The sequence below is a fragment of the Shewanella sp. SM29 genome (assembly GCF_025654245.1).
GTDB classification, from domain to species: Bacteria; Pseudomonadota; Gammaproteobacteria; order Enterobacterales; family Shewanellaceae; genus Shewanella; species Shewanella oncorhynchi.
This window is the reverse complement of record NZ_JAKKRN010000022.1, coordinates 12573-25578: the sequence shown is the minus strand read 5'-3', so window position 1 is coordinate 25578 and position 13006 is coordinate 12573. Positions and strand designations below refer to the sequence as shown.

The window sequence follows — 13006 nt, the reverse complement described above, 5'->3', positions numbered from 1 at the left end:
CTTGGTGTAGTTATCGCATAAATAGATAGGAAGGAAAACGTAAATACTGTTTCAATTGATGTTCGAGCTAGAAAGCTGATATTTATATTAGGATTGGGACAACAGAAATAGAACCAAGTTATTTGGTTCTATTTATAGAGGAGTATGGAGAACTAGCTGAGATAGGCTGATTGGATTAGCTAGGAAAGAAAATTGCTATCTCATCACCTAAGTGGATCATAGCGTCATTCAATACCCTGCATGTTACACCTCCTCGCCAATCTGGGGTGAGTGCGGCTTCTAAACCAACATGTGCAATTTCCATTTTTTTACAAGGATCGGTCTCACCTGTAATTTCAAGTAGTAACTCACCAATCTGTAAATGTTTACCAACATCTGCACTGCTAAATACTAGACCATCAACGAGCAGATTTGCTCTGCGAGTCGTCCAAGGCAATTCTGCCTCGATAGCACGACAGGCTTGTTGCCATTGTAGTTTGGAAAGCACAGTGACTTGGCGTTTGCCTGGACGACCAAATACATCTTTCTCTACACCATTTAACTGGGTGACATTGGCACAGAGAACCTCATTCATTGGGCCGCGCTTTACAGTTTTATAGGCAATTGCCAGCAGTTTTGGCATAGTTCCTCACATCCTTTTTTAATGATTAAGTCGCTAAAACGATACGACTTAAAGTCCTTTTTTGATCAAATATTGGTATGGCGTCTGAGCCGTTTCGCTGGCGATAAGGGTGTGATCCATAAACTCACAGAAGCTTGGAATATCGCGTGTCGTTGCAGGGTCATCGGCAATGATCAGCAGTGTCTCGCCTGCAGCCATTTGTCTTACCGTTTTACGCACCATCATTACAGGTTCTGGGCAACGTAAGCCTATTGCATCGAGCCTATGCTGTGCGGTTGAGAAAGCGTCGTTCATATTACCTCTACTGAACGGTTAAGCAGAATTAGCTAATGTTACTCCAGCCCCCATGATAAACCAAGTTGGTGGTCTCAATTTGTGATGTGGTTTGATTGGTGTGCTTTTTGTCGTTACCAAAGCTAGAGATAAAATGTTCCACGTGGAACAAACTTATGGCTTATGATAATTAACATTACTCAACGGCTTTATCAGCAGCGCTTTGAGATTGAGAGATCGGATGGATGACAGCTGTACTATTCTCTGGTGCTAAATCATTTGCTGCCGCCATAGTTTGTTGCTGCAATTTGGACGCCCGTTTGTAGCTATACATTTTTTGATCGGCTTTATGAATTAAGCTATTGGCTTCTTCATATTCATAGGGGCCAGTATCTGTAATGCCAAAGCTTAAGGAAATATTGTTTAGACTGAGTTTTATTTTTTGATTAAACCGAGTGATGAAATTCTCTCGAGCTTGTTCCTCACGACAGTTAGGCATGATGATACAGAACTCATCTCCACCATATCGAAAACAATGATCTTCAGCACGAGTGGTTTCTTTAATCGCTTTTGCGACAGCACAAAGTACTTCATCACCTGATCTATGGCCTTGAGTGTCATTAAATAATTTAAAATCATCTACATCTAAGTAGATGACACATACTGGCTCGGCGCGTCTTTGGGCTGCTCTGAGTATGCGAGTTGCGGTTTCTTGCAAGTGCCTTACATTGAGTAAACCTGTTAAGGGATCGGTTTGCGAGAGTTCTTCTAACTGCTGCGTTCGCTCTTTGACTTTGCTTTCCATACTTTGGGCATATTTCTCGGCCTTATCCTTAGCGTTCTCAATCTCGGAGACTAAGCTGCGAATATAAGTATCGAATACTAGTGTGACATCAAACAGCACCAGTTTATCAATTGCGGCTCGAATACGTTCGGCTTGACGTACATCTTGTACTGAGCTGTTGATCACTGCATAGATCAACTCCTTGAGTGTGTGCACCGCAGACAGGTAAAGTTTGGGCTCAACACCAATGCGTTTATGGACTAACCCAATCCGCAGGCGATTGTTTACGTACTCAAGATCATAAACACCATTAAATAAATCAAGCACATATCTTCTCTGTGCGGTACGTAGGCGGGCAAGGGTGTCTGAGTCTCCAATCAAGAGCGCAATTTCTGACACACTGGTTTGTAAGCCGTAAAAGTCGTCGACGATTTTATCTATGTTTTCTTCAATGATGGGCTTAAAGGATTGCAGGGCCTTTACGTCCGCCCCAGTAAAAGAGAAGAGCGCCTTACGAGACTCGATTTCCAGCTCAGTGATCCGCATTTGTTCGAAAAGGGTCTGTTCCGTTTGTAGCATCTGGCATTACCTCTGGTAAAACAACGAATTGCATCCTTGCACTACACTGCCTAGATTTGGCTGATGATTGCTGCCACTTGTCGTCCACAATAGCCAGTAATGCCCTTGTAGTTAAGTCGATAACGGACTGATTTTCAAATGAACAGCAGAAGAAATGAGAAATATTAATATTTACGATGGCAGAAGATTTGGCATAAAAAAGCCGGAACAAGTTCCGGCTTTGATAATTATTTGATTAACGAATTAAACACGTTCGAACACAGTGGCGATACCTTGGCCTAAACCAATACACATGGTCGCTAAACCTAAGGTCGCGTCTTTGTCTTCCATCAAGTTGATCAGCGTCGTAGAGATACGCGCACCTGAACAACCCAGTGGGTGACCTAATGCAATCGCACCGCCGTTGAGGTTGATTTTGTCGTCAACCACATCCGCTAAGCCTAAATCTTTTACACAAGGTAAAGACTGAGCTGCAAACGCTTCGTTCAGTTCAATCACATCTAAATCGGCAACTGTGATACCAGCACGAGCCAGCGCTTTTTGCGTGGCTGGCACTGGGCCGTAACCCATGATAGCCGCATCACAACCCGCAACCGCCATAGAGCGAATACGTGCACGAATTGGTAAGCCAAGTGCGCGCGCTTTAGATTCTTCCATGATCAACATGGCTGAAGCGCCATCAGACAGTGCAGAAGAAGTACCCGCAGTGACAGTACCGTTGACTGGATCAAATACCGGACGTAGTGCTGCTAGAGATTCCATTGTGGTTTCTGGGCGAATGACTTCGTCTTGCAGTACTTTAATTAAGGCACCGTTAGCATCGTGACCTTCAATGCCATAGATTTCCTTGGCAAAACGGCCTTCAATCGTCGCAGCATAAGCACGTTGATGAGAACGTACTGCAAAAGCATCTTGCTGTTCACGGGTAATACCGTGCAGTTTACCCAGCATTTCAGCAGTTAACCCCATCATGCCAGAGGCTTTTGCCACGTTATTAGCAAGACCTGGGTGGAAGTCGACACCATGGCTCATCGGCACATGGCCCATGTGTTCTACGCCACCAATAATAAAGGTGTCGCCCATGCCAGTCATGATTGCACGCGCAGCTTGATGGATTGCATCCATTGATGAACCACATAGGCGGTTAACCGTCACAGCGCCAGCGGTCTTTGGAATGCCGGCTAATAGTGAAGCATTACGGGCAATGTTGAAGCCTTGCTCTAGGGTTTGTTGCACACAACCCCAAATCACGTCTTCAATTAGGTTTGGGTCGAGTTGCGGATTACGCAGCAACAGACCTTTCATCAATTCGGCAGACAGAGTTTCTGCACGTACATTACGAAATACGCCAGCCTTTGAGCGGCCCATCGGAGTACGGATGCAGTCTACGATAACAGCTTGTTTCATGATTAAATTCCTTTCCCGCTAATTAGGCTTGGTAGTAGCTACCGTTATTGGCTGCTAATGTACGCATCGCATCTGTGACTTGATACAGACCGCCCAAGTGAGCATATTTGTCTGCTAAGGCTACAAAGTTTGCGACACCCATGGTATCCAAATAACGGAACACGCCGCCTCTGAATGGCGGGAAACCTAAGCCATAAACTAGGCCCATATCCGCTTCGGCTGGTGATGCGACAATACCTTCTTCTAAACAGCGCACGGTTTCGATGATCATAGGGATCATAGTACGGGCAATAATGTCATCGGCTTCAAAGACTTTTAATTCGCCAAAGGCAGCTTTCAATAGGCCGTAGCTCGTTGGATCGACATCTTTCTTCGGTTTACCACGGCTATCGACTGAATAGACATAGAAACCTTTGCCATTTTTCTGGCCAAGACGTTTGTTCTCAAACATCACATCAATCGCATCAGTGCCTGATTTACCCATGCGATCAGGGAAACCTTCAGCCATAACGGCTTGGGCGTGATGACCTGTGTCTAAACCCACTACGTCGAGCAGGTAAGCAGGGCCCATTGGCCAACCGAATTGTTTTTCCATTACCTTGTCGATTGCAGCAAAGTCGCCACCTTCGGCAAGTAAGCCGTTAAAGCCTGCAAAGTAAGGGAAGAGTACGCGGTTAACGAAGAAGCCTGGGCAATCGTTTACCACGATTGGGGTTTTGCCCATTTTGCTGGCGTAAGCCACAACAGAGGCGATGGTTTCTTCAGAACTGTGCTCGCCACGGATAACTTCGACCAACGGCATTTTGTGCACTGGGTTGAAGAAGTGCATACCGCAGAAACGCTCAGGTTTCTTCATGCTCTTAGCGAGCAAGTTGATTGAAATCGTTGAGGTGTTTGACGCGATAATTGCATCTTCACTCACATAGCCTTCAACTTCGGCTAAAACCTGCGCTTTAATTTTTGGATGTTCAACAACGGCTTCAACGACGACATCACTGTGTTTGAGCGCAGCATAATCTAATGAAGGCGTGATGTTGTTCAGCACTTTGGCCATTTTTTCTGGCGTTGAACGGCCACGAGCAACTTGGGCAGACAGCAGTTTGGCGGCTTCATTGAGGCCTAAATCTAATGCTGGCTGGGCAATGTCTTTCATGACAATCGGTGTGCCTTTACTGGCGCTTTGGTAGGCGATACCGCCGCCCATAATGCCAGCACCTAATACGGCAGCGTTTTTCACTTCTTTGGCTAACTTACCCGCTTTTTTCGCTTTGCCTTTAACTAATTGATCATTAAGGAAGATACCGATAAGCGCTTTAGCAACGTCAGTTTTAGCGAGCTTGATAAAGGCTTGATGTTCGATTTGCAGTGCTTCGGTGCGGCCTTTAGTTGATGCTTGCTCAATTACGCTTACTGCGGCCATTGGTGCTGGGTAGTGTTTACCCGCAACAGCAAACACCATGCCTTTAGCTGTGGTAAATGACATCATGGCTTCAAGTTTTGGCAGCGTTAGGGCAGACAGCTTGCGGTTACGACGCGCTTGCCAATCTAACTTTTCAGCAACAGCATCTTTGAGCATTTGAATCGCAGCCGCTTCTAATGCTTCTGGTGCAACCACGGCATCTACAGCACCGACTTTCAGTGCATCTTCAGCGCGTTGGTCGTTACCTGTGGTGATCCACTCGAGTGCGTTATCTGCACCAATTACACGTGGCAGACGAACTGTGCCGCCAAAGCCTGGGATGATGCCGAGTTTAGTTTCAGGTAAACCGATTTTGGCTGTGGTATCTGCGATACGAAAATCCGTTGCCAGAATGGTTTCACAGCCGCCACCTAAGGCAAAGCCTTTGATTGCAGATGCAGTTGGGAAAGGCAAGTCTTCGAGTTTATTGAAGACTGCGTTGGCTTGTTCAACCCAAGAGAGTAGTACGGCGTCATCTTGTGCAAATAGGCCTAAAAATTCGGTAATGTCGGCACCCACAATAAAGGTATCTTTACTGGAGGTCAGCACTAACGCTTTGATATTGGAATTTTGCTTGATGCTGTCTAATGCGGCATCGAGCGAAGCGAGGGTTTCTCTGTCGAATTTGTTCACCGAACCGGGTGCGTTAAAGCACAGCTTGGCAATATTATCCTCGAGTAACTCAACTTGAATTGTAGGACTTTGGTAGATCATTGCTTGCTTCCTTTTGGCTTAAAAGTGATACCCACCATTATGTGTTGGTGCTAGTACGACTCTCTATCTCACAGCAGCTTCGGCCATCATTTGACCAGTTGTGTGCCAGTGTGCTTCGAAATTCGATAAATTACAACACCCAATTTAAACGACTGTTTAATTTCATGTCGGCTAGAGTGATTTTTCACCTTTGTGATACACTGCACAGAGTGTAGAACACCTAGAATGCGTTAAATCACTTTGCGGATAAATAGGTCTTTGTGGCTGTTTTCCTTAGACGTTTAAACGCTGCAGCCATGCTAGGGTTGAATAGAATTATTAAAAATAATCATGATGTTATCGCTTTAATGTTCTTTATTCAGCAGCCATGTATTTTAGATTGAGTGACAGTTTAACGTTTTGATTGAATCTGTTGTTCATGATCAGATTAAGATTATGTGGGCAAATTTGGCTCATAATATTAACTTTTATTCATTGCAGGAGATGACAAATGGATCAGTTGACTCATCACTATCGTGCCCATATTGCCGAGTTAAACCGCCGAGTCGCAGAGATTTTGTCTCGAGAAGCCTTGTCTGGTTTAGTGATCCATTCGGGTCAGCCGCATCGGATGTTTTTGGATGATATCAATTATCCCTTTAAAGCAAACCCGCACTTCAAGGCATGGTTGCCAGTGTTAGATAATCCGAATTGCTGGTTAGTCGTCAATGGTCGCGATAAGCCGCAGCTGATTTTTTATCGTCCTGTGGATTTTTGGCACAAAGTATCCGATGTGCCGGATATGTTCTGGACCGAGCATTTTGATATTAAGCTGTTAACTAAGGCTGATAAGGTCGCTGAGCTGTTACCTAAAGACACAGTTAATTGGGCTTATTTGGGTGAGCATTTAGATGTAGCCGAAGTGCTGGGTTTTACCAGTCGCAATCCCGATGCTGTGATGAGCTATTTGCATTACCACAGAACCACTAAAACTGAATATGAGCTGGAATGTATGCGCCGCGCCAACCAAATTGCGGTGCAGGGACATTTGGCGGCTAAAAATGCGTTTTATAACGGTGCGAGTGAGTTTGAGATCCAACAGCATTATTTATCTGCCGTGGGTCAGAGCGAAAATGAAGTGCCCTACGGCAATATTATCGCTCTTAATCAAAATGCGGCGATTTTGCATTACACCGCGCTCGAGCATCAAAGCCCTGCGAAACGTTTGTCTTTTCTTATCGATGCGGGTGCGAGCTACTTTGGTTATGCGTCTGATATCACTAGAACCTATGCATTCGAGAAGAATCGTTTCGATGAGTTGATCGCTGCGATGAATAAGGCGCAGCTGGAGCTCATCGACATGATGCGCCCCGGCGTTCGTTATCCTGATTTACACTTAGCGACTCACGCTAAAGTCGCGCAAATGCTATTGGATTTTGATTTAGCCACGGGTGATGCCCAAGGTTTGGTTGATCAAGGCATTACCAGTGCTTTCTTCCCCCATGGTTTAGGCCACATGTTAGGTTTACAAGTGCATGATGTGGGTGGCTTCTCCCACGATGAGCGCGGTACCCATATTGCGGCGCCCGAGGCCCATCCATTCTTGCGCTGCACCCGCATTTTAGCGCCAAACCAAGTACTGACTATGGAACCTGGGTTATACATCATAGATACTTTGCTCAATGAGCTTAAACAAGATAGTCGTGGCCTGCAGATCAACTGGCAAACGATTGATGAGTTAAGGCCTTTTGGCGGTATTCGTATCGAAGATAACGTCATAGTGCATCAAGATAGAAACGAGAACATGACCCGTGAGCTCGGTTTAGCCGATTGATGTTTGAAAATAGATTAGGGCGAATTCGTGCTCGAAAGTTATAACGTTCCCTGTGATGAAATCGTCATTGAAGAAGAGATAAAGCATAGTCGCTTTATCTCTTTTCTCTTTCATTGCGATAGCGTCGATAAATTAAAGTTAGTACTTACTGACATAAAGCGTGACTATCCCGGCGCAAGCCACTATTGCTTAGCTTTTGTTGCTGGCGCACCGGATGATAGCGTCTTAATTGGTTCGAGTGATGACGGTGAGCCCGCTGGCAGTGCAGGCCGCCCTATGTTAGCTGTGTTGCAAGGGGCACATATTGGCGAAGTTGGCGCCGTTGTCGTGCGTTACTATGGCGGTACTAAGCTAGGCGTAGGTGGACTCGTTCGGGCTTATACGTCGGGCTTAAGGCAAGGCTTGATTCAATTACCGACGCGACTCAAACAGTTACGGTATCCCGCCAAGTTGCATTGTGATTATGCGCAGTTGCGCGATGTCGAGCATCTATTACAGCAAGTGGATGCCGTGATCATCGATAAGCAATTTGCCGCAGCGGTCGATATTGTGTTTGAGATAGGGCGAGAGCAACAGGCATGGCTTTGTGAGTCACTGGCGACACTGAGTCAAGGAAGTTTGAGGCCCGAGTTTGAGCTGTGATGCCTGCGTAAATTATGCCAAAATAGCCCAAATGCTGAAAATACCTTTACAGCCAATGGAATAATTGAACTCGCGTAATGCAATATAAAACCATAATTAGAATCATAGGCCTGCTGATTGGTTTATTTTCAATCACTATGCTGCCACCAGCACTGATCGCTGTTTGGTATAACGATGGCGGCGGCACGGCGTTTATGCAGGCATTTTTTGTTAGCCTATTTATTGGTTTTTGGCTCTGGTATCCAAACCGCCACTGCAAAGAAGAATTGCGTACGCGAGAGGGCTTCCTGATTGTCGTGCTGTTCTGGACTGTACTGGGTTCTATTGGTGCCTTGCCGTTTATCTTTTCGAGTCAGCCAGACTTAAGCTGGACAGACAGCTTCTTTGAATCTTTTTCTGCGTTAACTACCACCGGAGCCACTGTCATTGTCGGGCTCGATTTCCTACCTAAGGCTATTTTGTTTTACCGCCATATGCTGCAATGGCTTGGCGGCATGGGGATTATTGTGCTCGCAGTAGCTATTTTACCTGTGCTCGGTGTGGGAGGAATGCAGCTTTATCGCGCAGAAATCCCGGGGCCAGTGAAAGACAGTAAGATGACCCCGCGGATAGCCGAAACCGCTAAAGCACTGTGGTATATCTATTTACTGCTAACGATTTCCTGCGCGACGGCTTATTGGTGGGCGGGCATGAGTATTTTTGACGCCATTTGTCATTCATTTTCGACCATAGCCATCGGAGGTTTTTCGACCCATGATGCCAGTATGGGCTATTTCGATAGTCCTACTATTAATCTTATTTGTGTGTTTTTTTTAATTGTTTCTGCGGTTAACTTTAGCGTGCATTTTGCGGCATTCTCACGACGTGGGATTAACGTTAGAGTCTATTTTAAAGATGCTGAATTTAAGATGCTGGTGGCGATTCAACTTATTCTCACAGCGATTTGCTTCTTCACGCTTTATCGTTCTGGTATTTATGATTCGCCAGAAGAAACCTTAGATCATGCTTTATTTCAGGCAGTTTCAGTTGCCACTACGGCTGGATTTGGCACTGATAGCTTCCATCTGTGGCCATTATTTTTACCCATACTATTAATGTTTTCGAGTTTTATCGGTGGCTGTGGTGGCTCAACTGCGGGTGGGATTAAGGTCATTCGAGTAATTTTACTGCTGTTACAGGGTTCACGTGAATTGAAACGACTCGTTCACCCTAAGGCAATGTTTTCGATTAGGATTGGCTCTAAAGCCTTACCCGACCGCGTGGTTGATGCTGTTTGGGGATTCTTTTCTGCCTATGCGCTGGTGTTTGTGATTTGTATGCTTGCACTCATGGCGATGGGATTAGATGATATTACGGCTTTTAGTGCCACGGCGGCATGCTTAAACAACCTAGGCCCAGGTTTAGGTGAGGTAGCGAGCAATTATGCCAGTATTGGTGATGGAGCCAAGTGGGTATTGGTCGTGGCTATGCTGTTTGGTCGCCTCGAAGTATTTACCTTACTGATTTTGTTTACGCCAACTTTTTGGAAGAATTAATCATGCAGACGTTAATAATCTATTCGACGATAGATGGCCAAACATTGGCAATTTGCCAAAAAATGAAGACGATTGTTGAACAGGCGGGAGAGCAGGTTTCGCTCGCCACATTAGAGCAGGCGGAAGCGTTGAGCTTAGTGGATTTTGATAAAGTGCTGATTGGTGCCAGTATTCGTTATGGTAAACATAGACCAGAGCTTTATCAGTATGTGAATCGCCACCATGCAGTGCTAGATACTAAGATTAATGGTTTTTTTACCGTTAACGTAGTGGCGCGCAAACCCTTAAAAAATACGCCTGAAACCAATCCTTATATGCAAAAGTTTCTCAAGCTTTCACTGTGGCAGCCCCAGCTGTTAGAAGTGTTTGCGGGCAAGATTGATTACCCTAAATACGGTTTCTTCGACCGGACCATGATACGTTTTATCATGTGGTTGACTAAAGGGCCAACGGATATCACAGGCACTTTTGAGTTTACCGATTGGGCAAAAGTCGATGCCTTCGGTAACCGTTTTAGCCAACATTAAAAACCATTAAGCCCTAATCACTTGCAAGAGGTTAGGGCTTAAATTTAGGCTAATTTTGCAGTGTTAGGCTGCGCAGTAGCGGCTATGCAGAATTGAAATCACTTGGGTGACTTGCTCGTTCTTGAGTTTATAGTAAACAATCTGCGAGCTCTTACGGGTATCCACGAGATCTTCTGCGCGTAATACGGCTAAATGCTGGGATAGGGCCGACTGGCTTAATGGCACTGTGGCGTTGAGCTCGGTTACGCTCAACTCTTTGTCTAGTAATAGACATAAAATCATTAGGCGATAAGGGTTCGCTATGGCCTTGAGCCATTTAGCCGCACTTTCCGCATTAGTTACCATTGCATCTACATCTATGTCATTTTGCATAAGGTCACTCACTTTATCGCTTTTGATTAGATAATTCTAATTGAACACATGTGTTTACGCAATCATACTGCTCGGCAATGCAGATCTCAATTTTTGCATCTCAGAATATGAGATACGACTGATTTGTGATCCTATCAGAGGTTTATTTAACGTAACCTTGCCACAATGGTGGTATTACTCAGTGGATCGGAAATTGCCTATGACACGCGTCCTCGTACTTTATTTTACCCGTGGTGGCCATACGGCCAAGATTGCCAGTGCAATTGCCGAGCAATTAAGATTTCGTGACGCTAAGGTTGACCTCATCGATATCAACAGTGCTGCAGCGACTTGTATTAATTGGCCTGATTATGATGTCGTTGCCTTAGGTGCCTGCGTGCTCTATGGCACCTATGATAAGAGCGTTTTTCAATTTATTGAGCAGCATGCACAGGCTCTGGGCGCATTGCCAAACAGTTTTTTCTGCGTCAATGTTGTGGCGAGAAATCCTGAAAAACGTATCCCTGCAAATAATAAATATCTGCAAAAGTTCATAGCGTTATCGCCATGGACGCCTGCTGATCTTAAAATTATTGCGGGCAAAGTGGATTATCCTTCATGGCCTTGGTATGACAGATTGGCGATTCAGTTGATTATGAAGATGACTAAAGGTCCAACTGATCCTAAGTCAGTTATCGATTATACCGATTGGGCAGATGTGAAAGTCTATGCCGATCATCTGCTTGAATTAGTCGACATTACCGTTATTTAGGACGGGTCAGGCTTAATAAAAAAGGCGCTTAACAAGTTAAGCGCCTTTTTAGTATTTAAGCTCTACTGAATTAGTACTTCCAGAAACTCGGGTGGAACAACACCGCCACGGTTAAGATTTCTAAACGACCGAGGAGCATGCCGAGTGACAACGCCCATTTAGCGACATCGGGTAGCGTTGAGAAGTTACCTACAGGTCCAATAATCGGGCCTAAACCAGGGCCCACGTTAGTGACTGCCGTAATCGCGCCAGTGAAACTGGTCATAGGATCGAGACCCGTGAGCACTAAAATCACTGACAAGCCCACAATCACCATCACAAACAGCAGTACGAAAGTGATCAGAGAGCGCACGATATCATCACTGATGATGCGGTTGTTGTAACGTTCCCTAAAGATACCGTTTGGATGACATTGCTGTTTCAATTGCTCGCGCATAATGGCCCCAGCAATTTGAAAACGGAAGATCTTAATCCCGCCCGAAGTTGAGCCAGAGCAACTACCGACAAACATTAAAAACAGGAAGGCGATATTGGCAAAGGCGCCCCAAGCACCGTAGTCCGTTAAGCCATAACCTGTAGTGGTGACTACCGATACCACGTTAAAGCTGGATAAACGCAGTGCATCTAGAAGCTCAATGTCGCGGGTTTGCCACAGCCAGAAGCCAATAGAACAAGATACAAACGTGAGGAAAAATAAGAATCCTTTGACCTGAGCATCGTTCCAAATCCGTAGATCCCTTTGCTGTATGGTTTGTACAAACATGAGCAGTGGCAAGCCTCCTGCTGCCATAAAGAAAATCCCAACCCAGTGTGCAGAGTTGGAGAACGCCGCCATTGAACTATCTGAGGTCGAGTAGCCACCAGTCGAGAGGGTGGTCATTGCATGATTGATGGCCTGAAACCAAGTCATTCCCGCCAGATGATAGGCAACACAGCAGATACTCGTTAGTAAAATATATATAAAGAATAAATACTTAGCCATGCTTTGGGTGCGAGGTACTGCTTTATCGCTCCAATCGGATGATTCAGTGCGGAATAGCCGCATCCCGCCAACGTTTAAGAAGGGTAGAATCGCCACCGCCATTACGATAAAACCAATCCCACCTAGCCATTGCAATAAAGAGCGCCAGATTAAGATACTGTGATCCATAGTATCCAACCCTGAGAGTACAGTAGAACCTGTGGTCGTGATGCCGGACATGGTTTCAAAGAAGGCGTCGGTATAACCAATACCGTGATAAAGGGTAAATGGCATGGCCGCGAATAGGCTTACGATCAACCATGTTAGGCTGGTTAGCAGGAACATATCGCGGATATTGAGGTTAATGCTTTTGCTCTGGCCATTGTGTAAACACAGGCTTGAGCTAATGCCTGTGACTAATGCCGACACCATAAAAGAGCCCACGGTTTCCTCACCTTTGTATGCGGCGAGGAGCAGTGGGATCAGCATGAAAGCTGTCAGCATGGACAAAAACAGCCCTAAAATAAACAATAGCGGTCTAAAGTTCAGCATAAGTTGGCTTACTAA

12 protein-coding genes are annotated in these 13006 nt (G+C 45.4%); 5 read left to right on the top strand and 7 right to left on the bottom strand.

All coding sequences use genetic code 11. The features are described 5' to 3' along the window. Positions 1-175: 175 nt before the first annotated feature. The 5 genes from L5L77_RS15115 to fadB form a co-directional block, all read right to left on the bottom strand. Entirely contained in the window at positions 176-622 is a 447-nt protein-coding gene (locus L5L77_RS15115) for an MOSC domain-containing protein (RefSeq protein ID WP_168827597.1), read from the bottom strand. Positions 623-670: 48 nt separating this feature from the next. Continuing rightward, complete coding sequence (tusA, locus tag L5L77_RS15110; protein WP_168827595.1) at positions 671-916, bottom strand: sulfurtransferase TusA; 246 nt, start codon at positions 914-916, stop codon at positions 671-673. A 175-nt stretch (positions 917-1091) separates the two neighbouring features. After that, on the bottom strand, positions 1092-2258 hold the full coding sequence (locus L5L77_RS15105) for a diguanylate cyclase domain-containing protein (protein ID WP_131524506.1): 1167 nt from the start codon (positions 2256-2258) through the stop codon (positions 1092-1094). Positions 2259-2501: 243 nt separating this feature from the next. After that, the gene (gene fadA, locus L5L77_RS15100; RefSeq protein WP_014609502.1) at positions 2502-3665 is read right to left on the bottom strand and encodes an acetyl-CoA C-acyltransferase FadA; all 1164 of its coding nucleotides are present in this window, start codon (positions 3663-3665) and stop codon (positions 2502-2504) included. Positions 3666-3687: 22 nt separating this feature from the next. After that, a complete protein-coding gene (gene fadB / locus L5L77_RS15095) occupies positions 3688-5838 on the bottom strand; it encodes a fatty acid oxidation complex subunit alpha FadB (protein WP_263186036.1) in 2151 nt (716 codons plus the stop codon). A 490-nt stretch (positions 5839-6328) separates the two neighbouring features. Here fadB and pepQ point away from each other — a divergent pair, with 490 nt between their 5' ends. From pepQ to hemG (L5L77_RS15075), 4 genes are all read left to right on the top strand, one after another. Continuing rightward, positions 6329-7651, top strand: coding sequence for a Xaa-Pro dipeptidase (pepQ, locus tag L5L77_RS15090; RefSeq protein WP_263186034.1), 1323 nt, complete (start codon positions 6329-6331; stop codon positions 7649-7651). A 27-nt stretch (positions 7652-7678) separates the two neighbouring features. Further along, positions 7679-8293 (top strand): YigZ family protein, encoded by a 615-nt coding sequence (locus tag L5L77_RS15085; protein WP_263186032.1) that lies wholly within the window; start codon positions 7679-7681, stop codon positions 8291-8293. Between the two features lie 77 nt (positions 8294-8370). Then, a complete protein-coding gene (locus L5L77_RS15080; protein ID WP_105250821.1) occupies positions 8371-9828 on the top strand; it encodes a TrkH family potassium uptake protein in 1458 nt (485 codons plus the stop codon). A gap of 2 nt (positions 9829-9830) precedes the next feature. Next, positions 9831-10355 (top strand): menaquinone-dependent protoporphyrinogen IX dehydrogenase, encoded by a 525-nt coding sequence (gene hemG / locus L5L77_RS15075; protein WP_263186030.1) that lies wholly within the window; start codon positions 9831-9833, stop codon positions 10353-10355. A 63-nt stretch (positions 10356-10418) separates the two neighbouring features. Here the strand turns inward: hemG (L5L77_RS15075) and L5L77_RS15070 are convergent, their stop codons facing one another. Next, complete coding sequence (locus tag L5L77_RS15070) at positions 10419-10727, bottom strand: ArsR/SmtB family transcription factor (RefSeq protein ID WP_105250823.1); 309 nt, start codon at positions 10725-10727, stop codon at positions 10419-10421. Positions 10728-10926: 199 nt separating this feature from the next. On the opposite strand from L5L77_RS15070, the gene hemG (L5L77_RS15065) reads away from it, so the two are divergent. Next, a complete protein-coding gene (hemG, locus tag L5L77_RS15065; protein ID WP_263186028.1) occupies positions 10927-11478 on the top strand; it encodes a menaquinone-dependent protoporphyrinogen IX dehydrogenase in 552 nt (183 codons plus the stop codon). A gap of 70 nt (positions 11479-11548) precedes the next feature. Here the strand turns inward: hemG (L5L77_RS15065) and L5L77_RS15060 are convergent, their stop codons facing one another. Beyond that, positions 11549-12991 carry a TrkH family potassium uptake protein gene (locus tag L5L77_RS15060; protein WP_113941395.1) on the bottom strand — a complete coding sequence of 481 codons (1443 nt, stop codon included), beginning with the start codon at positions 12989-12991 and terminating at the stop codon, positions 11549-11551. Positions 12992-13006 lie beyond the last annotated feature (15 nt).

Excerpts from the sequence above, each read along its gene's own strand:
- L5L77_RS15115 (WP_168827597.1), bottom strand. The coding sequence starts at position 622 with ATGCCAAAACTGCTGGCAATTGCCTATAAAACTGTAAAGCGCGGCCCA.
- tusA (WP_168827595.1), bottom strand. The coding sequence starts at position 916 with ATGAACGACGCTTTCTCAACCGCACAGCATAGGCTCGATGCAATAGGC.
- L5L77_RS15105 (WP_131524506.1), bottom strand. The coding sequence starts at position 2,258 with ATGCTACAAACGGAACAGACCCTTTTCGAACAAATGCGGATCACTGAG.
- fadA (WP_014609502.1), bottom strand. The coding sequence starts at position 3,665 with ATGAAACAAGCTGTTATCGTAGACTGCATCCGTACTCCGATGGGCCGC.
- fadB (WP_263186036.1), bottom strand. The coding sequence starts at position 5,838 with ATGATCTACCAAAGTCCTACAATTCAAGTTGAGTTACTCGAGGATAAT.
- pepQ (WP_263186034.1), top strand. The coding sequence starts at position 6,329 with ATGGATCAGTTGACTCATCACTATCGTGCCCATATTGCCGAGTTAAAC.
- L5L77_RS15080 (WP_105250821.1), top strand. The coding sequence starts at position 8,371 with ATGCAATATAAAACCATAATTAGAATCATAGGCCTGCTGATTGGTTTA.
- hemG (WP_263186030.1), top strand. The coding sequence starts at position 9,831 with ATGCAGACGTTAATAATCTATTCGACGATAGATGGCCAAACATTGGCA.
- L5L77_RS15070 (WP_105250823.1), bottom strand. The coding sequence starts at position 10,727 with ATGCAAAATGACATAGATGTAGATGCAATGGTAACTAATGCGGAAAGT.
- hemG (WP_263186028.1), top strand. The coding sequence starts at position 10,927 with ATGACACGCGTCCTCGTACTTTATTTTACCCGTGGTGGCCATACGGCC.
- L5L77_RS15060 (WP_113941395.1), bottom strand. The coding sequence starts at position 12,991 with ATGCTGAACTTTAGACCGCTATTGTTTATTTTAGGGCTGTTTTTGTCC.